The 25,913-nt window shown below is 47.4% G+C and carries 22 protein-coding genes and 1 riboswitch; of the genes, 7 read left to right on the top strand and 15 right to left on the bottom strand.

What is annotated here, in order from left to right; translation table 11 throughout:
- Positions 1 to 364 precede the first annotated feature (364 nt).
- Positions 365 to 1,588: an N-methyl-L-tryptophan oxidase gene (gene solA, locus AC58QD_RS31935; RefSeq protein WP_497339097.1), complete on the top strand. Its 1,224-nt coding sequence runs from the start codon at positions 365 to 367 to the stop codon at positions 1,586 to 1,588.
- A gap of 53 nt (positions 1,589 to 1,641) precedes the next feature.
- Here solA and AC58QD_RS31930 read toward each other — a convergent pair whose 3' ends face one another.
- The 4 genes from AC58QD_RS31930 to AC58QD_RS31915 all read right to left on the bottom strand — a co-directional run bounded on the left by AC58QD_RS31930 (position 1,642) and on the right by AC58QD_RS31915 (position 6,202).
- Positions 1,642 to 2,832, bottom strand: a complete 1,191-nt coding sequence (locus AC58QD_RS31930; RefSeq protein WP_497339096.1) for a KamA family radical SAM protein — start codon at positions 2,830 to 2,832, stop codon at positions 1,642 to 1,644.
- Positions 2,833 to 3,002: 170 nt separating this feature from the next.
- A riboswitch (cyclic di-AMP (ydaO/yuaA leader) is annotated at positions 3,003 to 3,143 on the bottom strand.
- Between the two features lie 223 nt (positions 3,144 to 3,366).
- A complete protein-coding gene (locus AC58QD_RS31925; protein ID WP_497339095.1) occupies positions 3,367 to 4,818 on the bottom strand; it encodes a nicotinate phosphoribosyltransferase in 1,452 nt (483 codons plus the stop codon).
- Positions 4,815 to 5,357, bottom strand: a complete 543-nt coding sequence (locus tag AC58QD_RS31920) for a cysteine hydrolase family protein (protein WP_497339094.1) — start codon at positions 5,355 to 5,357, stop codon at positions 4,815 to 4,817. Before AC58QD_RS31920 ends, AC58QD_RS31925 begins: the two co-directional genes overlap by 4 nt.
- A 71-nt stretch (positions 5,358 to 5,428) precedes the next feature.
- Entirely contained in the window at positions 5,429 to 6,202 is a 774-nt protein-coding gene (locus AC58QD_RS31915) for an NUDIX domain-containing protein (RefSeq protein WP_497339093.1), read from the bottom strand.
- Between the two features lie 148 nt (positions 6,203 to 6,350).
- Between AC58QD_RS31915 and AC58QD_RS31910 the strand changes: the two genes are divergently transcribed.
- Positions 6,351 to 6,572, top strand: coding sequence for a hypothetical protein (locus tag AC58QD_RS31910; protein WP_497339092.1), 222 nt, complete (start codon positions 6,351 to 6,353; stop codon positions 6,570 to 6,572).
- A 603-nt stretch (positions 6,573 to 7,175) separates the two neighbouring features.
- On the opposite strand, the gene AC58QD_RS31905 is transcribed toward AC58QD_RS31910, so the two are convergent.
- The 8 genes from AC58QD_RS31905 to AC58QD_RS31870 all read right to left on the bottom strand — a co-directional run bounded on the left by AC58QD_RS31905 (position 7,176) and on the right by AC58QD_RS31870 (position 19,353).
- Positions 7,176 to 7,355, bottom strand: a complete 180-nt coding sequence (locus tag AC58QD_RS31905) for a CsbD family protein (protein WP_497339091.1) — start codon at positions 7,353 to 7,355, stop codon at positions 7,176 to 7,178.
- A gap of 175 nt (positions 7,356 to 7,530) precedes the next feature.
- Complete coding sequence (locus AC58QD_RS31900) at positions 7,531 to 12,198, bottom strand: OmpL47-type beta-barrel domain-containing protein (RefSeq protein WP_497339090.1); 4,668 nt, start codon at positions 12,196 to 12,198, stop codon at positions 7,531 to 7,533.
- Between the two features lie 336 nt (positions 12,199 to 12,534).
- Positions 12,535 to 13,905, bottom strand: a complete 1,371-nt coding sequence (locus tag AC58QD_RS31895) for an extracellular solute-binding protein (protein WP_497339089.1) — start codon at positions 13,903 to 13,905, stop codon at positions 12,535 to 12,537.
- 446 nt (positions 13,906 to 14,351) lie between these two features.
- A complete protein-coding gene (locus tag AC58QD_RS31890) occupies positions 14,352 to 14,573 on the bottom strand; it encodes a GapA-binding peptide SR1P (protein WP_497339088.1) in 222 nt (73 codons plus the stop codon).
- A gap of 301 nt (positions 14,574 to 14,874) precedes the next feature.
- Complete coding sequence (locus tag AC58QD_RS31885; RefSeq protein WP_497339087.1) at positions 14,875 to 16,506, bottom strand: HD-GYP domain-containing protein; 1,632 nt, start codon at positions 16,504 to 16,506, stop codon at positions 14,875 to 14,877.
- Positions 16,507 to 18,408, bottom strand: a complete 1,902-nt coding sequence (locus AC58QD_RS31880; protein WP_497339086.1) for a SpoIIE family protein phosphatase — start codon at positions 18,406 to 18,408, stop codon at positions 16,507 to 16,509.
- A complete protein-coding gene (locus AC58QD_RS31875; RefSeq protein WP_497339085.1) occupies positions 18,405 to 18,797 on the bottom strand; it encodes a DUF1987 domain-containing protein in 393 nt (130 codons plus the stop codon). Before AC58QD_RS31875 ends, AC58QD_RS31880 begins: the two co-directional genes overlap by 4 nt.
- 10 nt (positions 18,798 to 18,807) lie before the next feature.
- The gene (locus AC58QD_RS31870) at positions 18,808 to 19,353 is read right to left on the bottom strand and encodes a SiaB family protein kinase (protein ID WP_497339084.1); all 546 of its coding nucleotides are present in this window, start codon (positions 19,351 to 19,353) and stop codon (positions 18,808 to 18,810) included.
- A gap of 175 nt (positions 19,354 to 19,528) precedes the next feature.
- Here AC58QD_RS31870 and AC58QD_RS31865 point away from each other — a divergent pair, with 175 nt between their 5' ends.
- The 3 genes from AC58QD_RS31865 to AC58QD_RS31855 all read left to right on the top strand — a co-directional run bounded on the left by AC58QD_RS31865 (position 19,529) and on the right by AC58QD_RS31855 (position 21,639).
- Positions 19,529 to 19,801: a GNAT family N-acetyltransferase gene (locus tag AC58QD_RS31865; RefSeq protein WP_497339100.1), complete on the top strand. Its 273-nt coding sequence runs from the start codon at positions 19,529 to 19,531 to the stop codon at positions 19,799 to 19,801.
- A gap of 480 nt (positions 19,802 to 20,281) precedes the next feature.
- Positions 20,282 to 20,833 carry a C39 family peptidase gene (locus AC58QD_RS31860; RefSeq protein WP_497339083.1) on the top strand — a complete coding sequence of 184 codons (552 nt, stop codon included), beginning with the start codon at positions 20,282 to 20,284 and terminating at the stop codon, positions 20,831 to 20,833.
- 29 nt (positions 20,834 to 20,862) lie between these two features.
- The gene (locus AC58QD_RS31855) at positions 20,863 to 21,639 is read left to right on the top strand and encodes a hypothetical protein (RefSeq protein ID WP_497339082.1); all 777 of its coding nucleotides are present in this window, start codon (positions 20,863 to 20,865) and stop codon (positions 21,637 to 21,639) included.
- 298 nt (positions 21,640 to 21,937) lie between these two features.
- On the opposite strand, the gene AC58QD_RS31850 is transcribed toward AC58QD_RS31855, so the two are convergent.
- The 3 genes from AC58QD_RS31850 to AC58QD_RS31840 are packed head-to-tail and all read right to left on the bottom strand — an operon-like array spanning position 21,938 to position 24,056.
- Positions 21,938 to 22,078 (bottom strand): hypothetical protein, encoded by a 141-nt coding sequence (locus tag AC58QD_RS31850; RefSeq protein ID WP_497339081.1) that lies wholly within the window; start codon positions 22,076 to 22,078, stop codon positions 21,938 to 21,940.
- Positions 22,079 to 22,104: 26 nt separating this feature from the next.
- The gene (locus AC58QD_RS31845; protein WP_497339080.1) at positions 22,105 to 23,058 is read right to left on the bottom strand and encodes a hypothetical protein; all 954 of its coding nucleotides are present in this window, start codon (positions 23,056 to 23,058) and stop codon (positions 22,105 to 22,107) included.
- A 14-nt stretch (positions 23,059 to 23,072) separates the two neighbouring features.
- Complete coding sequence (locus tag AC58QD_RS31840) at positions 23,073 to 24,056, bottom strand: Ldh family oxidoreductase (protein ID WP_497339079.1); 984 nt, start codon at positions 24,054 to 24,056, stop codon at positions 23,073 to 23,075.
- A gap of 123 nt (positions 24,057 to 24,179) precedes the next feature.
- Between AC58QD_RS31840 and AC58QD_RS31835 the strand changes: the two genes are divergently transcribed.
- On the top strand, positions 24,180 to 24,881 hold the full coding sequence (locus AC58QD_RS31835) for a winged helix-turn-helix domain-containing protein (RefSeq protein ID WP_497339078.1): 702 nt from the start codon (positions 24,180 to 24,182) through the stop codon (positions 24,879 to 24,881).
- A gap of 1 nt (position 24,882) precedes the next feature.
- Positions 24,883 to 25,854: a sensor histidine kinase gene (locus AC58QD_RS31830; protein WP_497339077.1), complete on the top strand. Its 972-nt coding sequence runs from the start codon at positions 24,883 to 24,885 to the stop codon at positions 25,852 to 25,854.
- Positions 25,855 to 25,913: the final 59 nt, after the last annotated feature.

Here is a 25,913-nt window from a genome sequence, read left to right as displayed (position 1 = left end):
AGGTCTCATTATACCTTTGTCTCTTGTCGCCCATCGTTAACACCTCTCGGTTTTGGTATATTCATTATCTGTTTACCGAGTTATGGGTGTCCACTTTTTATTCTAGGTGCAGTGAGTGTTGCAGCGCGCTGCTTGGGGATCATTTAGTTGCTCAAAAGGCAACTAAATGAACTCCGCGCACCAGAATCAGCAGTTTAGTTGCTCGAAAGGCAACTAAACCAAGATGGTCTCCTTAAAATGGCGGATCATCTGCATTTAATTGCTTTTTGCGCAACTAAATGGAACGCAAATACAGGCAGCGCCTGATTAGTTGCTATTCGCGCAACTAATCAGTTATCCCGCTCCAGGGAGGAGTTTGCCTTATATGCGGAGAAAGGTATCCGTACAAAAAGAAGCTGTGGAGGTTCATGTGAATCAGAATCAGACTGCACAACTGAAACATTTCGACGTGATTGTTATTGGAGCTGGTTCCATGGGGATGGCTGCCGGCTATTCAACCGCCAAGCAGGGACTCACAACGCTGATGATCGATGCCTTCGATCCGCCGCATGTATTCGGCAGTCACCATGGAGATACGCGGATTATTCGTCACGCTTATGCGGAAGGCAAGGAATACGTCCCCTTGTTGCTCAGAGCTCAGCAATTGTGGAATCAGTTAGAGTCTGAGACGGGGAACAAGCTATTCCATCAAACTGGGGTGCTAAGCGTCGGGAGGAAGAATACTACTTACATCGAGACCATAATGGACAGCGCTAGACAATACGGATTGCCTCTTGAGCTGTTAGAAGCCCGGGAGATTTGCCACCGGTGGCCTGGAATTCGTCTGGAGGATGACTTCATAGGTTGTTTGGAGACTAGCTCCGGGGTGCTAAAGAGCGAAGTATGCGTCCAATCTTACAAGGGTCTTGCTTTGGCGCATGGAGCCAAGCTATTGACCGGCCAACGGGTTCGAGCGATCGAGCTCGCTCAGAGCGGAACTATAGTGAAGACAGACGAAGGGACCTTCCATGCAGATCGAATTGTTGTGAGTGCTGGAGCCTGGGTCCCTTATCTTCTGGAGACGGCGGGAATCCATGCGGCGGTACAGCCCACTCGCAAAACTGTTGGATGGTTCGAGTCTGATGCGGAGTTGTATCACTCAAGCCGCTTCCCTGCTTTTATATTCCAACTTGATGGAGGTACTTTCTATGGCTTCCCTGATATGGATGGGGGCGGTGTTAAGGTAGGCAGACATGATAGCGGTCTTCCAGTTCATCCTGACGAGGTGAATCGCCAGTTCGGCGTTAGGCCGGAGGATGAGGGCGATCTCAGAATGTTTCTTGAGACCTGCATGCCCCAGGCCGCAGGATCACTGCGTGAGGGGAAAGTATGCCTATACTCCATGACCCCTGATGAAGATTTTATTGTCGATGTGCTTCCAGAGCACCGGCATGCTGTTATCCTTGCCGGATTTTCTGGACATGGCTTCAAGTTCTCAAGCGTTATGGGCGAAATCGCGGCACAGCTGCTGACCGAGGGGAGCTCCAGCTTTGATTTGTCCTCGTTCTCTATAACGAGACCAGCACTTGCAGCTCGGCGTCGGCGATAGCAGGGGCCCTATTTACAAGAGTAACCGCCCGGATTGGGCGGTTACTCTGATATTCAGTCTCCGATGATCCTCATCGGATAAGAATGGATATATACGGTTGTATGATCGAAGTCTTCCAAGCCTGCCAGTTCAACAACTTTCAACTCGTCGGCAGCGTAATCTTCATTCCCGACTTCAATCTGTTCATCGAGAAACAGAGCTTCGTCAGGACAATCCCAGATCATGAACTGTCCGTCTCGATTGTCGCGCGACTGTACATATTTCAAATACGCCTTGCCCTGCTCAATCGCCAGCACTTCAATTCGTCCAGAAGCATGGCCGACGTATAGGCGAACCCGTTTGCCGAACCCGGATGTGCGTGTTTTGGTTTCTTCGACAAGTGTGTAAGCTTTGGCGAGAGGAAGAGATACGTCTGCAGCAACAGCCGCCTCGGAATTATGAACGTAAAAATAGTTCGGTGTAACCCCAACCTGTGTAATGCAGTCCAGCAAATGGCTCAGTACTACAGAATCGTCGTTGATGCCCTTCCATATAGGCGTGTGATTGACCACGATCGCCCCTGCTTGCCTCAAGGCCTCGAAGCAGCTTCTCGCCTCAAGAGTAAGCTCATCGGGATGATGGATGTGCGCCTTGACATAAATACGTTGATCAGGACGCGAGCAGGAACGAATAATATCCAACAATTCCATATCAGCGGTAACACGCATGGGGTATAAGATCGGAAGCTTGGATTCCAGACGGATCGTGCGTACATGTTCAGCTGCGCTTAACCGCCTCATAATGTAACCCAATAGAGAAGTAGGCATAACAAAGCTGTCTCGACCGCTCAGCCATACATTGCTAATCTCAGCATGCGACTCGATAAAAGCGAGTCCCGCTTCCAACTGCTCCATCGGAGCATTGAGCGTACTGCCATTCAGCGGTGCGCAGTTACTGCAGCCGCACCCCCGGTCACTTCTTACATCAGGCAAGCTCAGCCTCACTGTGTTCCCGCCGTAGCTGGAATAACCATGATCAACCTCGCCTTCCAGTTCAAGCCCAGCTTCATCCCATCTGTCATACTCATCCATTCCGTTCTCATTCTCCATTACAGCAATGAGCCTGCGCATCGATTCTTGTGCGTCCGTCCGATCGACTAGCCCCCGATAATAATCGTTGATGCTTAGAACACATTGATCTGTGACCGCATCCGGCGAGACACTCTCCTCCTGTGGTTGGGCAATGGATAACTTACGCTTCAGCATACTTCTCATCCTCCTCTTCACTGGTCCTGTTATACGATCCGGGGCAGCGGTGAGTACATGCCGAATAGACCCACTGCCGCAACGCATCGATAAGCGCTAGTGCATACAGAGGGTCATAAATATAAAAAAGACCCTTAGCCGGGTCAATTGTGCGTAATAATCACAAATAAACTTGACCCATCTACTGCTGACGAGGTTAGCTGACGGACTCGGGAAAGATGGTTCCCTACGATCACATGATCGATTCGCCCCTACAAATTGGTTCCCCCGCTTCCCGGAACACAAAACCGGAAATTAAGCGCTACTCTAATTTTATTGGATGATACCAGGTATGTCAATGCTGGAGCGCATATAGCATAGCTGCTACCCCACCTGGATTGTTGCTGCACGGCTATGCAAACGATCCGGAATCATCAAAATAAACAGAACCTAAATTAGTGTATGCAGGGCGATATCCTTTGGTGCACAATACGTTTCCAATTCATGCACTTTCTTACATGGAGTCAGCCCATATCCTTAATAAGCCAGATGTTACTAATTAGGTTTGCGATGTTTCTCGATCAGTTCCATCTTCAGCTCCCATACCGCAGTACTCAAGTTAACGCGATACATCTCCGGATTCAGCTTACGAAGTATTTGCGGCCAGAACAGGGTCAGCTGCTCCTCATGGTAGGCGCGAATATGCTCCAAGCCAGGCAGCTGATAAACCAACTCCCCCTCGTGAAATATCGGTTCCAACAGAGCGACAGCCTCATAATTCTCAATGAATTTATGAATATACGGATGGACGGGATCGAACAGCTTAATCCGCTCACCAGCCCGAACATCTACCTCATGCCCCAGTGCTACGTAATCGGCTTCCGCTTTCCCCGTCGCCTTGTTCACGATCCGGTACACATCCTTGAACCCTGGATTCGATACTTTCTCTGGGTTGCCTGAGATCTTGATGACCGGTACGTACTTTCCCGCCTTTTCCCTCGCGACTAGCTTATACACCCCGCCAAGCGCAGGCTGATCACCGCCAGTTATTAATTGAGTGCCCACTCCCCAAATGTCGATCTTTGCACCCTGTGCTTTGAGGTTGAGAATAATATTCTCGTCGAGATCATTCGAAGCTACGATCTTCACGTCCGACAGGCCTGCTTCATCCAGAAGCTTCCGCGCGCTCTGTGAGAGGTAAGCCAAGTCTCCGCTATCCAGCCTGATGGCGTTCAGCTTCTTGCCCATACCTTCCAGTAACCGCGCCGTCTTGATCGCATTAGGCACTCCGCTGTTCAAAGTATCGTACGTATCTACCAGCAAGGTGACTTGATCGGGAAGCGCTTCTGCATATTTATTGAACGCCTCTTCCTCCGTATCGTGCCCTTGCACCCAGGAATGGGCGTGTGTTCCTTGGGTCGGGATACCGAACATCATACCGGCTCTCATGTTAGAAGTAGCATGGAAGCCTGCGATGTACGCTGCACGTGCTCCCCATACTGCTGCATCTGCTTCCTGCGCCCGTCTCGTACCGAATTCAAGCAGCCGATCCTGTGATGCCACTTGTTTCACACGGGAAGCTTTGGTCGCAATTAGTGTCTGGTAGTTCATAAAGTTCAAGATCGCCGTCTCGATCAACTGGGCCTCGAACACCCTGGCCTCCACACGAACCAAGGGCTCGCTCGGGAACACAATCGTTCCTTCAGGGACTGCCTGCAGGCTGCCCGTAAAGCGGAAATTCCTAAGCTCCTGCAGAAATTCCTCCTTATAAGGCTCCTCCTGCTGACGCAAGTATTCAATCTCTTCGTTACCGAACTGCAGATTTTGAATGTAATCGACGATCCGCTCCAATCCAGCAAACACCGCGTAGCCATTGCCGAAGGGCAGCTTCCGAAAATACGCCTCAAAGACCACCTTCTCCTTCCAAGAGCCATGTACCCAGTGGGCGTACATCATATTGATCTGATATTTGTCCGTATGAAGGGTTAAGTTGTTGTTGAATGTCATACCGCGGATTCCACCTTTGCTCCTAGAGTTCCCTGAAAATGCGTCAGCGCCCATTCATGGCCTAATGGATTAAAGCTTGCTACAGCGTCGGCGTGGACAACAATTGTATATCCTCGATTGTAAGCATCCACTGCTGTGTGAAGCACGCATATATCGGTGCACACTCCGACTAAATGCAGCTCCTGTATGCCCCGTGCTCTTAACTGCAGCTCCAGCTCTGTCCCGCAAAAAGCGCTATATCTTGTTTTGTCCATCCAATAGATGTTCTCCTGATTAGCCTCATATACATCATTCAACTTGCCATACAGCTTGCGGCCTTCTGTCCCGCGAATATTGTGCGGAGGAAACAGCCGATGCTCGGGGTGATACGCATCATTCTCATCATGCAGATCAACAGCCATGACTACGAAATCACCCTGTTCTACAAACTCCTTCGTAAGCGAAGAGATTCGATCCTCAATCTGAATACCCGGGTCACCGCATGGTAATTTTCCAACTACAAAATCCACCGTGTAATCAATCACTACTAGTGCCTTCATCCTTCCCAGCTCCTTCGATCAAGTATATTTAATAGTATTAATAGACATTATTAACTAACAGGCCTGCACCCTTAACTATAGATCGACAGCTGCGGCACGTATTCGGTAAATCGATACAATTGCGCATGACGCTGTGAGTATTGGTTCGACATTTTCAATTCCCCGCGGTGGTCACGAACTTCTTCAAGGAGACCTTTGCGGCTCTGAGTAGAGGTAATCTTACGAATGAAATTATGCTCTGTGAACTCCGGGACTACCGTCTGAATGACTTGATACAGCTCACTAATCGTAAATTCATCCGGTAAAAATTGCTTGGCAATAGCCGTCGTCAGCATCTTCGTCTGGACCTGTGCGAGTGCGTCCGCCAGTATGCTCCGGTGATCAAAGGCAAGGTCCATCGCCAGAGCGGTCTTCACTTCGAATAACCGAACATCTGCAGCATCATCCGCCGCCCGGCGATTAGCCAGAAGCTTCTCATGCACAAGAGCAAAATAAGCATGCGAGATCATCCATCCGCGAGGATCACGTCCAGGTGTGCTGTACGCATTGAAAAACTCAATATGCACATCCGCTACTCCTGTCTCTTCGAACAGTTCACGCTTGGCACTCTCCAGAATCGTTTCCGTCTCCGTCGAGAAGCCGCCCGGCAATGCCCATTGCCCTTCGTAAGGCCATCGCTCCCTCTGGATGAGCAGCACTTGAAGCTCTCGGAGCGGGAGTGACTTCTTGGCAGTAAGTCTATCTGTTGATGTAATGGTGAAAATGACGATATCAGCAGGCGCGCCGTCAGGAGTGCGGTATTTGCTAGCTGTATAATTAGACTCGTTCTCGATCTGGTTGTTCATGGCATCATCACCCCTGATGTCGGATTGTTCTTCGTATTTGATATTGTCATTATGACATATTGAAATCGGATGTCAAGTCACATACATTCTTTTTGTTATGAAATAGATCATTTGGGGTAAACAATACCTATGAAAGGAGAGGATGAGCATGATAGACAATAATTCGAATAATCCCATACCGCCGGTAATCCCTAACATTAATCCCGAACAGAAGCCTGAGGTTATTCCGCCGACACCACCCGAGATCAAACCAGAGGTGCCAAGTCCGGAAATTCCGCCTAAGCCTGATCCAGAGATCAAGCCAGTGCCTACTGAGCCAGAGATTCAACCGGATACACCGCCAGAGGTCCCTCCGCAGCAGCTGCCATAAGCGGCTGACTCGCAGGCGGTCTAAGAAAAACCTGACCGGAAGTTTGGTCAGGTTTTTGGCGGTTGCGTTTGGGTGAGCGGGAAGGGCGGGCAGACGGGCTCCAATTGCTCTTCGGTTTGGGTAGAGCCTTTTCAGACCTCTAATTTTATCCAAATTGTTACTAATTAGGACTATGGAGATCCGTTAGCCAATGCTAGTATAGGTATTTCGGGCTGAAAAGGCGGTTCTTTCTGGAATAGCAAGTTTTACTATTGGTTATTGGGCTAGCTTTTAGGAGTATCGATTCATAATGAGGAAATAAGGGATAGTCAAATGGGCTAATTAGTGCCTGAGTAATGAAATGGCCCAAATAAACAATAGTAAAATGGCTTATTTATCAGCGAGGTACCCCTAAATTCAAGATTCCACAAAAAGCTTGGAGTGAAGCAGCAAAGAACACGGATATTTCGTTTGTGGAAGGCGGAAAATCACACTACGGATTCCAGAGAAATCAAGACCCTGTTAGGCTCCAACATGATCATAACAAAAAGGGCGTTCAGCGCTCCCGACTCCTAAGAGCGGGAGCGCTGAACGCCCTCTTACTGATTGATTGAAGGCCGAAGACTAGTCGAGCTTATCTTTCAACTCACCGATCTTCTTCTGCGCTTCACCTTTGGCTTTATCGATTTTCCCCTCTGCTTGAAGGGACTTGTTATCGGTAGCATTCCCGATCTGATCCTTCACTTCACCCTTAGCTTTGGAAACATTGCCTTTTACTTTATCACTTAGTCCTGAATCAGCCATGTGTTCTCAGCTCCTTTGTATGGTATATCCCTATATACCCCTATTAAGCAGGGATTCAAACAGAGTCTTGCGAACCTGAGCTGCAGCAAGACGCAAACAGAGCGGGATGCTTGTTGTTTTAACAAGCATCCCGCTCTGTTTTGTTTGAGTTATTACACAGCTGCACCCTGAGATATTACTTTCCGATTTTGATCTCTCCGGATAGCTCCGCTGTTAGATTAATCAGAGGCGCACCTGTAGGTTCATTTCCGTTCCAAACCTGGATGGATACGGCTTCTTTTTGTCCTTCTCCACCCTCCGAAACGATCAACCGCACAGTATAATCCTCACCATCTACTCTCTTCGCGCCTTGCAGATATGCGCTATCTTCAGAGACAATTACCCAATCCACGGCTGTTATATCCACATCAAAACCCTTCGGTTCAACGCGCATTCTCCATTTATCTTTCTTCTCCGGGCTCAGCTTTACATCGAAATGCAATTTGTCCCCGATGCGTCCGAACATAGTGTCGACCGGTAAATGGATAAAGCCATTAATCTTCACTTCAATGTCATTATTATTACTTACTGCTAATTCGGAAACCGCAGACGCGTTCATATAGTTCCCATTCTCCACAAGCTCTGTATGAACATCGTACAACCCTGCAGGCAGCGACACATGGACAGATACATTCCCTTGACTGTTGGTTGTATATATTTCCTGTAAACCAGGTACAACCACAGGCACTCTTGAACCATCCATCCCAATGGACTGAACCACGAACCGGATCGGTAATCCGTCCAGCTTGCCAAGATTTCCGTCCTGCTCCTGCTGTACTTGTGCAGCTAGAAGCAGAGGACCCACCTCGACTGCCTGACGGTCACCCGTATAAGCTACGGTTGCGTTCTCCTTACTAACTGTTAATAGAGCTGTGTTAGTTGTACCGCGTAAGAACTTGCTATCATTCTGATTATATACAGCGCTGATGCTGTAAGGTTCGTTGGTTGTATTCTTTGTGCCAACTGCCACAGTGTACATTGCAGCTGCCTGCCCTTGCGCATCGGTTTGCGCCGTTGCCACAACCTCTCCGTTCACTTGGAACGTGATTGTTTCGTCGGCTATAGGGGCACCGCTTCGATCCATTAACTTGGCATTAAGCTGCGTAGCGTCGCTGTATACCCCTGCCGCGTTGTCGACTGTAAGTATCGTGCTCGTATATAGGCTAAAATGAATCTCTTTTGTTGCAGAATTACCAGCTTTGTCCACGGCTGTTACAGATAGTGTGTGAGCACCCGCTGCGGTTATGGCATTACCTTCCGTCCACTTCTCTCCATCCAACAATACAGTCAACTGTTTCACACCGCTGCCTTGATCCGATACAGCTACGGTCGGCATAACAGTGTCGGTATAATCTTTACCCTCAGCCACCCCGTCAATCGTAATGGTTGGAGCGGTTTGATCTGCCTGCACGGTTACAAGAGGTAATTCAATAGTTGTGCTTTTACCGAGACCGGTCACATGTGCATAAACATTATACTTATGCGCACCTGCTGCAGGACCTGGAATCGTCACGGTTACTGGTGTATCCTCACCCGCTCCGCTCGCTTGGGCCACTATGAGGTCTCCCTCTTTAACCATAATCGTCGAACCGTTCGTTGCAGTCACATTGAAAGTAATATTCGTTCCCTCGGTTACATTAGTAACAGGTTCTCTTCGCAACGTTAGCTCAGTGCGTTCCTCTGGGGCAACTACGGTAGCTACAGATGCATTGTCCACATAGACGGATGCAACAAATGCTGTTGCTCCAACCATAATCAATCGAATGAATTTGGCACCAGCCGGTGCTGGAGTCGTAAGAGACACATTACCCCATTGATTAATCGTTGTCGTTACTTCCTTGCTCATCGTAACACCTGGAACGACTGCCATCTCTTTACCCGTTGCGTCATGGTAACGAACTTGCAGAATGGGACGATTGGAAGTGCGGCCTGGTGGATTGGTGGTACGGAATACATCCATGGACGAAGTATACGTCCTTCCTCCAATTACTGGAACTAATCCAGAATCTACCGCAACCTCCAGAGCAGTCTCATTATCAAACAGCCGCAGGCTCTTGCTCCCGCTCTTTGCCTGATCCGTTGAAACTTCAATAGCGGCTTGCTTGCCAACAAGAGTCTCTGGCTTGCGGATCAACCAGCCCGGGATCGTACCGTTCGCATTCAGCGGTTGCTCAAAGCCGGCATTCACTACATCAAGTTCCTGTGTTACAGGACCTGCTGGAGGAGCATCCGTTATCATCTTCTTAAATACTTTGACATTGTCAAAATACGCTGTTCCTACCCAAGCTAACGAGCAGAATAAGACCAATTTACCTGTCACCGCGCCTTCTGGCGCCATCGAGCTGAATTCTGCTTGGGCCCACTGCCCTGTCGGAGAGGAGAAGTAGTTCGCCGGTGCTGGCGTTAATTTGATTTCCTTCCCTTCCGAATCGTAATATCTCATAGCGAAAATGGTTCGTCCGCTGTTCAGGTAAATATCAGCTTTCCCTTTATACTCCAAACCTGGGGTGACCGGGAACGGAGCAGAGATAACACCCGTTTCTGCTTCAATCGAAGTATCCGCGATCTTCAAGCTACGGGTACCTTCGTTCGATTTCTCGTTCGTTACTTCATAATTTGCAGCACTCGTATGAGATGCAAGCTGTTCCCAACCTGGAATTGTACCATCTTGGTTCACTTCTTCGAAGTTGCCATTCACAACAGGAATTTCCACATCGACGTAAGTTGGTGGATTACCTGGCGTTACAGTAATTTTTTTCAAAATCGCTGCTTCGTTGTAGTAAATGTTGCCATCATGTCCTACGACCATCAGGTTGGTCTTGGTTCCTGGAATGGTAACGTGCGCCATTGTTTTGGGATCCACAACCGTTACGGTACTGCCTAGAGTCGTGAACAAGAAGCCATTTTTGTCCCAACGCAGTTTCACCGGGACCCAATAGTGACCGAATACCCAATTGGTCGAAATAATCTCTTTCTGTTTAACAATTTCATAAGTGTCTGGATTCATTGCGAACAGGGTACCGTAGGCTGCCCCCCATAATAATCCATCCGGACCGAACGACAATCCGCCTATCGCCTTTGGCTTTACTCCGCCTGCCTGCTGAATAGCGGGAGTAAACTCTTTTATTACTTTCTTCGTTTTAACATCCCAAACAAACATTTTTGCTTCTGGCTCGCTTGGTTCTATTCCTAAGCCACCCCATACCGTGGTAGATCCATATAATAAACCCTCACCTTTGACCGCACCCTTTCGGTACGCAAGCCCCATGATACTCTGGTTCTGTACGACATTTCGATGAGTTTCCCAGGTCGAACCGTCGTAGATCGTAAGAGCACCACCTAATTCACCCAGTTTCGGGATGGTTCCATTGAATAACAAATCATCACCCGTTACCATCACGAATGGACGATCTTGTTGATCCTCAATATGATGAATGATCTTCGGATTAATATTCCGTTCAAGAGGAAGAGTGGTATCCAGCTCATGTATAAAGCTAGCCGGGTATACTCCAAACATCATTTTGTTACCATATGGAGCCATTCCCTCCGCTTGCCCCATACTGAACAACTCTTTGTTACCAGTCTCAATGTTGTAACGAGCTCCGTAAGCACCCAGATAACCAGAACTGTATAACAAGCCTTCAGGACCTAACTCCAAGGATTGTATAGATACGGGTGTTCCAGGTACAACGGGTTCAAAAGTTTTCACTGTATTGGTCGTAAAGTTCAGTACGGAAATCCCGCCATTAGTTAAAACCGTAGCAAGTGACTTACCGGGAAGCTCAGGATCATTCATCTCAACCCACCCCGGTTGGCGAAGATACGTAGAGAATTCAAGATTGGTCGGTGTAATTTTTCGCGTTTCCAGATCGAATGTCTGAATTTTCCCTTCCATGCCTAAATACACTTTTCCATCCAGCTCTGGCGAGACGTTCATCCCTCGATAATATCTATCGAGATCTTCCGCCGATGACCACTCGGGCAGCCAAGCTTGAGCATTCAAATCATAAATGAGCAATCTCTGGGAACTCAATAGAATAAACATATAATTTCGCACGATACTAATCGAATAAAGTTGCATAACTTTTTCTTCTGTATACTGCGGAACGTTTGGAAAAGGAATGAGTACTTTACTGCCGTCGTTCGGGTTTACTTTATACAATTCACCGACGGCTCCAGTACCTGCATACAGATACCCATCATAATAAGCTAACGCTCTTATATAATCCTTGCCCTCTGAAATCCGACCAAATACGGTGAGCTTGTTTGCGGTAGTGTCATATTTAAAAATACTCGCTGTCGGAAATGTACCACCATAAATATTGTCATGTTCATCAACTGAGAGTCCGTATAGTTCGCTTGCACCTGCGATGCCTGCTAGTCTCTCTGCTTGTTTAGTGACAGGGGAGTAGCGGTATAGTCCATTTTTTGAACCCATATATACTTGCCCTTTGGAATCGATCACATGACTGTTTGAACTGCCCCCTTCAGGTAACGGAACAGTGCGGATCAAGCTGTAATTCTCCATATCCACTACGCTAAATAATCCCGGATCACCTGTTACGGTTGTGTACATGACCTGCTTGCCATCCTCTACACCAAAAACAGCATCTGACGCTTTAGGTGATGTTACCATTGGACCAATATCTTCTGGCGAAGAGAATTGCAACGGAACTACGGGAGTTGGTGCCGCCTCGACTGTTGTTTGCGGAAGGATGGGAACGAATAATGATACTCCTAGAATAGCGACCAGCATTTTGGTCATCACTTTACGTGACTTTCTTACAACGTGTTTGGATAACATTTTCTCAGCTCCTTTTTAACTATTGAGATCTATCACTAAATGTTAACGCTTACAGATCGAGAAGATTTTTTTATAAGTCCTTGCTCAAATTACCTGAACTAATCCGGAATCTACTGCAACCACGTCCTTCTAATCACCCTCCTAGTGTCAGTCTTAACTGTAAACGATTTCACTGTGGTTCATATGTAGTATATGTAACTTTGTATCCATAATAGCATATGCATTTTTTTAAGGTCAATTGGTTTTTTGTAGTTTTAAAAAAGAAAAAAGTCCTGGTGAAGGAATACACCTTCATTCAGGACTGTCAGTTCTATATCAAATCCAATCGTTAAGCCCCTATAACAACTTTAACTGTTTATTGAATAAACGAATCAATCCTTCTTCATCCACCAATTCGGAGAAGTACTGTCCCAAGCATTCGCCCAATATCTGTATCTCATCAAAAGACAGCTGCAGCCGATCATGGGTAGCATAGTGGGGAATGAGCTCCCTGTGGAGCTCCAGCCGTGCAGGCTTGTTCGGTAGTTCAGGCTGAGACGTCTCCGTCACCCATTTATTCGATGGCAGACTGAACGAATGACGTCGGATGTAGGTCTGACTTTCTTCGGACAGCAGGAATTCCGCGAAACACTTGGCCTCCTCCTTTTGAGCGGACATTGCTCCTACCGCAATGCCTGTGGTCAGAAGCTGTGTATCATGGGAGCGGGATTTGGGAAGCTGGGCAATATCGAACGGAAACTCTGCATCCCTTAATTGATTCAAACGATAATAGGTTGTAAGAATAACCGAGACCTTCTGCTGCTTGAACAGCTTCTCCGCATCATGCTCCCCGAACGACATCACGAGCGGGAACAGACCCTCTTCATGAATCAGCTCACGAAAGAAGCGCAATAAGCTAAGCGCATCCGGATCGGTGAGTGACAGAAGCCCCTCTTCGTCTCTATGGAATTTTGCTTGATTCTGTAAGAAGAATATCGGCCAACGTGTATAGGAGGATATGTGAAAGTATAAGCCAAAGCGGTTGGGGGCAGCGACTTTGCCCAGTGCTTCGCGCAAATCCTGCCAATCCCAGCTGCTGTCCGGCTCGAACAGCCGACGCTGCTGGAAATGTTCTTTATTGTAACAAAGCACGACTGGAGAAAAGATAAACGGCCGCACGGCCACTGTTCCCTCATCGGTTGCGAATAAGGCATTCAGGAAAGGGTACACCTCTTGCTGAGGAGGAAAGTGTTCGAACACATGCAGATTCTTAAACTCTTGAAAATGTAAATAATCCGTGTGATTCAATGTAATCACGTCCACAATGCCTGACTGCAAAAGCTGTTTGGTGCTTTCTGCTTGAAAGTATGGCAGCTTGAACTGCTCTATCCTGATGGAAGGATGAGCTTCCTCGAACCTTTCAATTAGCTCCCCTATATTCGCTTCCTCGTACAACGAAGGGTAAACACCGAAGCGAACCACCTTCTGCTGAGGCCTCGCAGCTACCTGGGTGCCAACTCTAGGAAGCTTGATAATTAGCCCTTCCTCTGTCAGCTTCTCCAATATAATGCGTACGGAATTTTTACTGAGCTGGAATTGGTCGGCCAAAGCCGTCTCCGCAGGCAGAAAATCGCCGGGCTTGTAAATTCCACTCAAAATGTTCTGACGTATGGAACTCAGCAGCTCATTCAATCGATTCTGAAATGTATTTCGGTCCGGTTTAGCCATCTCTTGCCTGCTCCTTAAAGCATGATATACAATCCCTTTATATACTGACACCTTCTGGTTCATATATAGTATACAAAAATGACAGAAAATTTACCACAATGCATATTATATAAACCAGAGTCTCAATAACATAGCGCAGCATAGCTCGTATAAAGTGCAATTGTATCGCCGCCCCACGTAGCAATAGATTACCGCAGTTTGTTCATGCTGTAAACGTTTCCCATCTGCTTCGATGCTGCTCCGGCGGACAAGCGCGCGACCTCAAATAGTAGTTTAAGATTGCAGGTGGTGCTAATACCGTCCAGCAGTTCATAAAAGCAGGATTACTTGATCACCAACGAATCGAAACCGAACCAATCCTGATCTACAATAAAACGGCTCTGTTCGCATGATTGCGACAGAGCCGTTCGAGTTGTCTTCCCCCGCTAGGTGCGTTGCATAGTCAACTAGCAGTCCTGGACTGTACGCCTAAGACTAACCAGTGGCTTGCGTTCTTCGCTTTCCTCCATGGAGATAGTCTGATAGTTGTTTGATTGTCCAACACAAGCCTTCTGATCGCAGACCCCATAATAAATAATGACTCGATCGGTATCCAAGGTATCAATCATTTCATTGCAATGCTTGCATAGTATAGTCCCCAGATTTATTGTGCGCGTCCGATTTTCCATGACTCCTCATCCCTTCTCCCACTATTTATGCCAAAATTTGCAATCCGGCAAGCATTAGCTTTCTAGCTGTCATTCATAATTCCACTTAACTATATATTACTACATAATTCTTATTTAGTGTGTACTAATTATAGGAAAAACAAATATTTATTACGCTTTTTATTATGGATTTTGACCTATATACAGAAACTATGCGGATTCTCTTTCATTTTACACCTAATAAACGAGAAAAATGCCAACCCATAATAGTTCGGGCTGGCATTTTTCTCTAACACTTTGTCTAAGTGGATATGGTCTTCCTCTACTTGCTGACATTAGCAGCTGTCCATCGCATATAGGCTTCGACCAGCTTCGGATCGAATTGCTTGCCGGAAGCTTCCTTGATAGCCTGCAGCGCTTCTTCCGGAGATATAGCCTGCTTATAAGGCTGGTCATTCGTCATGACGTCATACGCATCCAGAATAGCTAACAACCGGGAGTAATAAGGAATCTGATCCCTCGCCAATCCATACGGATAACCAGTTCCATCCCAACGCTCATGCACCCCGAGTATCGCTTCCGCAAGCTCCCATTCCCCTACGGACTGGGCCATCCGGTAACCGATCTCGCTGTGTGTCTTAACAATTTCCCATTCCTCGTCATCGAGCGGGCTTGTTTTGTCCAAGATATGACTGGGTAACGCCAAATTGCCTACATCATGCAGCTTCACCAGGTTATGCAGCAGTTTACGATCATTCGGATTCCCCGCCACATCTAAGTACTCCGTAAATTGGATCGCCTGGTCTAACATCCTGCTAAGATGCGCTTCATCCTGGACGCCTCGAGCTATCAATTCTACCGTTACACCCTCAATTAGCTCCTTGCGAAACCGCTTATTCTCGAGCAGCTTCTGTTTGTACATGTTCTTCTCGGCAGCAAGGAAGGTTCCGCTCAATTTGTCGTCTGCCGACATCACAACACTGCTTCCAACAGCCATGCTAAGCTGGACAGCGCCTATTTTCTCCGAAGCCGCTGCGGCCTGCAAGACCTGCTTCCATTCTGTACACTTGGCTTCATCGGTAATCGGCAGCAGTACGACGAACTCGTCCCCGCCCCACCTTCCAACGATGGCAGATTCATTGAACACTTGCAGCAGGATACGAGATGCAAGGACGAGCAATTGATCCCCTGTTCGGTGACCGAATACGTCATTGGCCAGCTTCAGACCATTAATGTCAATGACTAGCAAGCTCAAAGGCAACTGGTCATGAAACGGCTTCGCCTCAAGCACCTTCTCCAGATAGAATCGGTTATATAAGGAAGTCAGAATATCATGCGTGCTCAAATAGTGCACCTTTTCTTGCGTTTCTATCTGTTCGGTTACATCGGTCAGAATGAGCATCACCACCCGCTCTTCTGAAGTCACATCATTTGGAGAAATCCATTTGTACTCCACATCGACCTTCTTGTCCATAAGATCCAATCGCTCAGGCAGCCCCGCAAAAACCCCCTGTGCCTGCTCTACACCAGACTCGAATAATCGACTCAGCTGGTCATGAAGACTCTGCTGTTTATTAGCGTCTGTTCGGTATAACAGCTCATCAATCTTGGCCCCGCCTATACGGCGGCCGAATATATTCAAGCACTCCCGGCTGTGAGTGGAATGGACACGAAGATCAGAACCGAAGGATAGGAAGCCTTGATTGGCATGATCCAGCAAATTCATAATATCGTTCTCCCGCTGATTCAGCACCTTGCCCTGGGCATCGCTGATGGCGGAGATCTTCTTCAACATCTTGAACAATTTCTCATAATCGGTCAGTAAGGCTTGTAATTCCTTCTGCAGGTCACCCTTCGTCTCACTCTCACGGGGTTTGCTTAATTCCTGGCGGAATCGATCGAGTACGGACAATTCATAGCCGTAGATTGGATTGCGTATCCCATTCGGTTTCACTCAGACCCCCCCATTCTGTTCGGATCCGAACGGTTCATTGGTCCGGAATGAAAGAACTGTAATATCGTCGCGTTGAGGCTCATTACCCATGTACGCTTCCAACTCCTGCTCGAACAATGCTTTCTGCTCCGCCAAAGAACGGTTCCCATATCGGACAATCATCTCCGCAAACCGATTCTTGTTGAACGAGAAATCGCGTTCGCCGCCATTTTGGTCATAGAATCCGTCTGTGGTCATGTAATAACTCGCTTCTGCAGCCGGAAGAACATGGTTCGTATAGCTATAGGTATGCGGCGTTCTTCGGTATCCGATCGCTTTGCGATCACCTTTCCACACGTTCAGACCATTTCCATCCAACCTATATAAGGAGCTGGCCGCTCCGGCAAATACCACACGATCCTCTTCAAGCAAGCAGAGCCCTATATCCAAGCCGTCATCCGTAACGCCATGCTTATCGTCCTGATGTAGGGTTTCCTTCAGCAAGCGATTCAGTTGACCCAGTACAGCGGCAGGATCAGCGGCAATCCCATTGTCTCTGTCCACGATCTGGTTCAGCGCCGATACTGCAAGAAGGGTCATGAACGCCCCAGGAACACCATGTCCCGTGCAATCTCCGACAGCAATCAGCGTGCTTCCGCCTGCCTTCTTCATCCAGTAAAAATCCCCGCCTACCACATCACGCGGCCTCCAGATGACGAAATGCTCCCCCAATTGCCCCTGCAGTTGGACTTGAGTAGGCAGAACGGATTGCTGCAGCAATTTGGCATAATTAATGCTATCCAGCACTTCCTCATTCCGAATAGAGAGTTCTCTGGTCCTCCGTGCTACTTGCTCCTCCAATTGCTGATTGAGCTCGAGCGTGCGTTTATATGGATTAGCCAGCTTGCGGGAGGTGTAGAAGAAGAAAAAGATGATCGCCAGAATAGAGACCGCCACAGCCAGAACGGTATTCCATTTGATCGTCTGCAGGAATTGGATCGTCTCTTCCCGTTCAATCTCGACAAGCAGGTTCAGCTCAGTGGAGCGGAGCGGATAGCTGATCAGATCGAGCCGCTTCCCTGCTTGATCTTCGTAATCAATCACCTGTACACGATCATCGCCCTGAACACCTAATACTTGACTATGACCGGACTCGGGCAGGATATCCTTAAGATTCTTGCCGTTGTTCTCATAGACGTCAGACAGGTAGATCATGCCTTGCTTGTCGATTAACCATAGGTTAATGCCCTTTCCATCTTTGTAAGCGGCAAAATCCTCGGATAATTCATGCAGGTTCATCCCTACACCGACTACAGCAACAGGTGACGAAACGGGGCCGGCCAATGCATTAACGAAAGCAAATGAATCCCCTAGTTCCGGATTGTAGTCGAAATTAACAGCAGCGGCTTTCCCCGAAGTCCGAGATTGGAAAAACCAATTATCCTCTGGGTCCGTCTCGGACACATGGTCGATCACTTTTCCATCCTTATCCCAATACTGATGGCTCAGGTAGCTCACGATGAAGGTTGTGCTGTAATCTAGCTCATTGCGTAAATATCCGGTCTTTTGGAACACCAGGCCCTTTAGTCTCTCATCTTTTTCGCCAGACGCCAACCATTCTAGAAGCAAGGGGTCATGTGCAAAAGTAAGCGAGGTTTCTATTGCTTTGTCGATCCGTGAATCTACTTTTAGTGAAATCGCTTCAGCCATCGTAACCAGATCGTTGCTTTGCAGCTTTTTGACGACCTCCCGTTCCGTGAACATGTATACGAACGTCCCAATCAAGAGCATGGAGAATACGATCAAGCCGCTGGCTAATAAAATCACCTTCGTTACACCCTTGTCGAATCCAGGCTTGAAGCCGGATCCCGACGGGATAGGCATCGCTGTCGCAGCCTCAGCAGTTCCGATGGGGGCTGTCATTGCTGCTCTACCTTAGGTGTAATGTGGAAGGGTATGCTTAGATCTTCCTTGAATTCCTCCGCACACTCCAGCTCGCTCTCATTGTCAACGTTGTACCACCACTGGACCTGAACCTTTTTACCGGCCAGGAAGGCTTCATCTAATTTTTCCAGTAACATCATGAAGCATTTGGTACTGCTTGTATTGATATAGGGCAGATGTAGTTCGAACGATACGATGGTGTCTGCTTGTATTTGATCCAAATAGTCATCCATCCATTTCAACATCGGTTCATAAAATTTATAAGCATTCTCCGGATAGGATTGCCCTTTAATCAAAAGCAAACCATTCTCAGGGTCGAAGTTCACTTCAGGTGTACTTTTTGTTCCGGTAATTACTAATCTCTCCATAGCTGCACCCCTATACAATAGCCTTAAGTGTGAAAAAAGAAAGTGAGTCGTCTTGTGCGATAATGGAGTATTCGAGGGGTACGGTGGCTTTGCGGGCCATGTCTATAAGTCCCAGTCCTGCTCCAACATGATCCGGCGGGAGGTCCTGCTTCAGCCTGTTCTTGTACATCGCCTTAAGCCCAGCCTTGTCCTGCTGAATAATCGTATCCAAATGGGCTTTCAAACTCTCAATATCCTGATTCTCTATCAAATTACCGGAGCAAACGTAGGACCTGTTCTCCATTTTGCCTATAGTAACGATGCTAGAGTATAGAATGGTTTCGTAGAGCGGGCGATTCACTTTGGAGGCACAGTAGTTGTTGATATTCTGAGTCTGTTCAATAAACAATGAGAATATATTAAACGCTTCGTTCTGAGGACGATTATCCGTCTCAAGATACGTCTTCACGGCTTCACCATATTCCACGATCAAAGCTTGTGTAAGCTTACCCGAGAAACTGATTAAGATGCCGCGGGAGATTAATAGACGCTGGACCTCTAACATGTCTCTGTTCATTACGACATTCATTCCCTTATCTATAAATTGAGTTTGCGAAAACCGTTCAAGCCATTCTGGTATTTCTTACCTGAATCCCTACCGTCATTATTCGACAAAAAAGGCAATTTCCCTGCACAAGAAAAACCGCTAGAGAAGATCACTCTAGCGGTCCTTGGCGTTAGATATCAGATTGGTGCGCCTGAAATTCGGCTATGGAATACTTCCGTTAGCCAGAGGAAAGGGTTATGGTAAGAAAGCTGCTAAAACAACTCTTGGATGGATAGAGAAAATGTATGATATCCCACACATTATTGGAACCGTTGAGGTTGATAACATACCATCCCAAAAGGTTCTAGAATACTGCAAGTTCCAGCTCGTTGATGAGCAAAATTTGCTTATACATATGATAAATGAGCGTCAGGATTTTAAGTATTATCGTTATTTTTTGAAAAAGACCTGCCCATGATAACATAGACAAATACGCTTACGGCGAACGATTGCGTAGTAATCAGGGAGCAGATCGCCTCGCGGAAGCTTTCCCTGGATTCGATGAACCATCCTGTAGGGCTTAAGAAATGGCCATTAAATAGGAGCGCCTCGGTATGATGGAGTTGTCTACGGGAAGCCCACTACCATCACGGAGGCGCTCTTACTATGAAGTTTAAGCAATCTGACGTAGAAAATCATCGAATAGAAAGAATTACTACATCTCACTTAGTTGTTGGGATCGACATGGCGAAGGAATCGCAAGGTTCCCTCTTTAATTTGCAAAAGTTGGGTAATTATATTTTATTCGACAAAAGATATTCTTTTTCGCGATAGACTTTAATTCTACTATAATGGTAAATTTTAATAGGTATTTCATTTTGTACCAAGGAAGTTCAATTGCTGGCCAGCAATAAACTACCATTTTACGTTTGTTAATTTAAATAAAGGAGCTATTAAGATGCCATTTAGAAAAAGCATATCTACATTTATTGTGTCGCTAATCATGCTAACTCTACTCATTCAACCCGCTTCGGCATATGTTAGTTACAGATTACTCAGCATCTCATCCAGTACTCAACAGCAGACCAACTGGTGTTGGGCAGCGGTTTCGGAGATGATCGCCGATTATTTAGGGGCAAATGCCACACAAACGGCTATTGTAACAAACGTCAAAGGTGCGCCAAATAACGTAACAGGTAGCATACATGACATGGAAACAGCCCTCTCCTATTACAATATTAATTCAGACGCCACTGATGCAACTGTTAATTTCTCAACGATAGCTAGTCAACTGGCCAATGGTCAACCACAAGCCGCTGGGGTAAGATATCCCAACAATGATGGTCATGCCTTGGTAATTAGGGGATATTATGAAGACACCTCAAATTCTACTAGAGATGTCTACTATATCGACCCTGCGGATGGCTCATACAATTACAAGAGCTACAGTACTTTTGCGTACAGTGCAGTATGGTCATGGGTCAGTACACTTTACAATATTTACGTCTAAAAATCCAAAGCTCAGGGAGGAGTTCTTTCATGAAAACAACGAAATCTTTTCTGCTTATCCCTATCTTCGTTTCACTATTCCTTGTTTTTGCAGCCAGTTCAGTTATGGCGGATACTGCTGACTCTTTAAACGATAGCCCTGAGAAAGTGAAGTCCATTATTACTGCACAATTTATTAAAGCTCAACCCGGATTGGATCAAGCAAAAGAAAATTATGGGTTATCATCCAACGAATCTTTCAGAAATGCTACCCTTGCTGACGGAATTCCCTATTATCTGTTTAATGGTGGAAAACCACTATTTGATGGCTATGTTTACCCAATTCATTTAGGGGAAAAGCCAGTCGGCGTGATCCCTGCGCGGGTGGAGAAAGAGGGTTGGAGTATCATCTCGGTTAAAAACCTACTGACATTTGAACAAGACATAGCCGATGGCCGTAAATTGCTAAAAGATAACGAACCCTACAAGTTAATTTTAGATCTCTTCAGTCCCATCTTCGCCTTGCAAATCCAGCATAAGTCTGGCGAAGAAAGCATCCTGCCACTGCGAGATATTACTGCTGCAGGTCTTACCAAATTCGTACCTGTTCCTCTGAATCAGGTTATTGAGATATATCCAAAACAAGCCTTTCCACCTGGGAGCATCGATACCAAAAATTCGCTTCAATTGGGAGGGGGCGGTTTAAATGGGGCTCCTCCTGAAGGAAAACAATTTTCATCGACTTGGTCTATCCTAATAGCTGCCTCTTTAGGGATAGTTGTTCTTATCGTAGGCCTTGTCCGAAAATCAAGGAAGCAAGTAAGTTAGATCTATCACAAGTGGATCGGATCAGCCTGTCGGCACATACGGCAGGCTGTTCTGCTGAATGGACTCAGCCACTGCGATCCGAGCCCCCATTTACTTAATTATCACCGAAGACGAAGTAAACGCACCCCTCTCGACCATGTTCCTGTAATTCCGAGTTTGGTCATTCGTAATAAATAAGAACCTATACTTTCTTATCCGTTTAAAAAGGGGGAACCTTCGGTTCCGCCCCAAAACTTATACTTTCTATACTCTCAAGAAAAAGCTCCTTCTAATTGAAAGAGCTCACTTGAATCAAAACTTACTCTACGCGCCTCTCTTGCTTAACAGGCTCATCTACCGAATCCACGCAGCCGCATTTATTCTGATTGATCAAATTGCAGCCTGTAAGAGATACAAGTAACACGATTAAGAGGAATAGCTTCCCTTTGGACCGTATCATGCCAGCACCTTCCTCCTACCGTCTGATTATGCTTCAATTGTGCTGCGGATAGCTTCTACGGATTGACGGAAAAGATTAGCCTGATCTGGATTCTCGAATAACGGCGCTCCAGCAAACATCTGAATACCCCATGACGGAACCGCCGATGCTGAGGTCTCCACAAGACTATCCGGGTAATCCATCGCGTCCAGGATAAGCTGAACCTTGCTGGTTGGCGGAACGAATTCAGGTGAACGAGTCAGCCACTCCCTTCCCCAATCAGCATCCCGCCCGCTCTTCTTATCATAGATAAGCGGGGTGAATACATCGATGGAGTCACCGAGCAGCTTATAATCCTGGGCGAATATCCGGGTCAAAGCCCCGTCGAACTGCTCTGGCGTCCATGGACACATGTAGGCGCCGACTACACAATCCGGAAGCTTCTCCTTGATCAATGCCGCATAAAGACGGGCGTAACCTGCGATCTTCCGGCATTTGTGAGCCTTCCATTGCTCTGCATAGGCGCTAAGAATCTCCTCTGGTGTTGCAGCATCCACAGCTTCACTGCGACAGAAATCTTCCACACAAGCGGAACAGAAGCAGCTTTCCTGCAGGTCAGGCTCCGGTGTCTCGAACCATCCCGCATAGGTCAAATAATCCAACCAAATGCCTCTCGGACTGAACTTCTGTAATCCGCTTATCAAATGCTCCCGGATCTCAGCCAAATAGTCTTGGCGCGACAAACAAATTCCTTGTACCAATCGGCCATAGCGAATAGGCTTGCCGTCCATACCGATCGGAATTAACTCCGGGTGTGTATGGAAGTCTGCGCGGAAGGTTTTGAATTCCACGCAAGCCTCCAGGCCTCGCTGCTCACAATCCGCGAAAGCCTGCTCATTAAATCCATGAAACCACACCGCATTGACTCCATAATCACGAACATTAACGGGCAGGTTAGCACTCCCGTATGGGCCGAATAATAAAGGGATATTCTTAGGCATAATGAGCTGCTCCTCTAGAACGGTAGTTTCACATCAAATTCAGCTGCCACCTCGGCTAGTTGCTGTCGGTGCCCCTTATCTACAGGAATTCCTGACAAGCTGTATTCCCGCTCACGCCGTACCTCCAGAACCCCTGGCAACGTCGCTTCCTCATACCCAGGCATAGGCTTCATCGAGCGGGTGGTTCGCATGTAAGCGTCCATTTCCGATTTGAACTGATCAAGGGGGAGGAAACGGTTAATATCCAGCGCTATAATTAAAGAACCTTGATCCGCTCCTTCATAACGGCGCCCAACTGCTCTCTCCTCATGCAGCGGAACACCCGCCAGGAACCCCCCTAAGGCTTGACACATGAACCCTAGTCCCATGCTCCGGAACACAAGTCCTGGAGCAAGCTTGAATAACTCGCTGACATGCGGTGAACCCGCGTACAGATCATGCATCGCTCCAAAATCCAGCACCATGGGCACCTCTTGACCGGAAGGCACCGCGAATGACATCGGCGAACCGCCGGCAGCTATCATGATGGAATCTTCAGACTTCAAGTCCAGCTGATGTCCTGATGTTACATAGCCAACCAGATCATGCTCGGAGAGCATTCTGGAGTAAATCCCCGCAGCGCCGATATGTCCGTGATTCCGCGTGACAACAGCGGCAATGCCTTGTTCCCGGCAGCGGCTGACAGCCTCCTGTACGCCTCGATAGGCAGCATAATAACCGAGTCCGCCGTCACCATCTACAACTACCGTGGAAGGAGCGTCGTTCGTAACCGAAATCTGCGGATCGGCATTAATAAGTCCGTCTCGGATGAAGCGAGCATAATCGGCTATTTGCTTGGAGCCATGGCTGAACACGCCGCGCAGATCATTAGTTACTAGCAGCTCAGCCAGAAAGCGCGCTTTATCCTCCGGCATACCCGCCTTCTGCGCAAGCTCAGTAACCAACTCTCTCATTGTATCCGCTTGTACCTTAATATACTGATCGCGTTCTGTGTTCATTAGATGTTCCCTCCGATTTGGTATATCCTCGTGATTCCGCTATAGTTCTATTATAGCGTGATGGACAGTCATGATAAAATAAAGTTGGTTAATTGATTCGATAGTTAAGGAGACCTCATACCTATGTTTCGAATATTCATTGTTGAGGATGATAGACGCATAGTCAGTTTGCTCGAAGAGCATTTACATAAATTCGGCTACGAGACCCGGTCAGTTGTGAATTTCGAAGCAGTCCGGACCGAATTCGAGCATTTCACACCTCACCTCGTTCTATTGGATGTCAATTTGCCGAAGTTCGATGGGTATTATTGGTGCCGACAAATCCGCAGTGTGTCCACCTGTCCGATCTTGTTCATCTCGGCGCGTGACGGCAAGATGGATCAGGTCATGGCGCTTGAGAACGGCGCAGATGATTATATGACCAAGCCGTTCGACTACGAGATTGTATTAGCCAAGATCAACAGCCAGCTTCGGCGAGCTTATGGCACTTATGCCAGCGTACAGCAGGAGCGGACGGTTACTGTTGGCGGAATGACGCTCGACGTCGGGCGGCTTACGCTCTCCCTGAACGAGGACAAGATAGAGCTAAGCCATACCGAGGCCAAGATTCTCGATGAATTGATGCGCAAGTCGGAACAGCTCGTTAGCCGAGATCGCTTGCTGGAGAAAATCTGGGACGATCAGGCCTTTGTGGATGACAATACCTTGAATGTATATGTGAATCGGGTCCGCAAGAAATTACAGGAGCTCGATGTTCACGAGGCCATCTTGACGATTCGCGGGCAAGGCTACCGGTTATACCCCAATTGGGAGAGGGAGAAGTGAAATGAGACTCTTCTTTCGCGAACAAACTCCGCTGATTGTCATCTACATCATTCAATTGGCTATCATTACCTTGATCTACTGGCTCGACGGTCCTCATCACATTACTATTACTTTGTATGCCGCCTTACTCAGCACCTGTCTGCTCGTTGGGTATCTTGTGCATCGCTACACGAAGAATCGAGCGTTCTACCATCGTCTGGAGAGCCCTGTTGCCTCCCTCGATGAATTCACTAACGACTCCCACCCTTCACCGTTATCCGAAAGCCTTCACCAACTGATGCAGAGCCAGTATCGTCTCTATCAATCCGATCTGCTTCATTATCAGCGTCGAATCGGAGACCATATCCAATTTATTAACCAATGGGTTCACCAGATGAAACTGCCCTTATCGGTTATTCACCTAATGGTTCAAGATAAGGATGAGCCTACTTACATCGCGATAGGAGACGAGCTGGACCGATTGAAGAAGGGGCTCGAGATGGTGCTGTACTCGGCTCGCCTGGACGAATTCGAGCATGACCTCTATATAGAAACATTAGATATGGAAACCATTGTTCGCTCCGTAATCTCCAGTCAAAAGCGGCTCTTCATTCGCAGCGGCGTCTTCCCGGCAGTCCAGATAGAGGGTCGAATCAACATTGTTTCCGATGAGAAATGGCTTTCTTTTGTCCTCACCCAGCTTATTACAAATGCGGTCCGTTATACGGTGGATGAGGGTAGGAAGATCTATTTTCGAGGATACAGCAGAGGTCCTCGTCAGATCCTAGAGATTCAGGATGAAGGGGTGGGCATTCCGAAGAGCGACTTGCCGCGAGTGTTCGAGCCTTATTTTACGGGAGAAAATGGCCGCAGCTTTCAGGAATCTACTGGGATGGGACTGTATCTGGTCAAACATATTTGTGAGAAGCTAGGGACTCAGGTGGAACTGGAATCAACGGTAGGCCAAGGCACAGTCGTTCGGTTGGCGTTCTAGCTCTCTTACAAAACTGTAAGCCGGAGTAAGCTTGATCGATAGCAAGCAGGCTGCGATCC

It is taken from the genome of Paenibacillus sp. J2R1T-4 (assembly GCF_059692235.1).
This window is presented reverse-complemented; position numbering and strand designations above follow the sequence as displayed.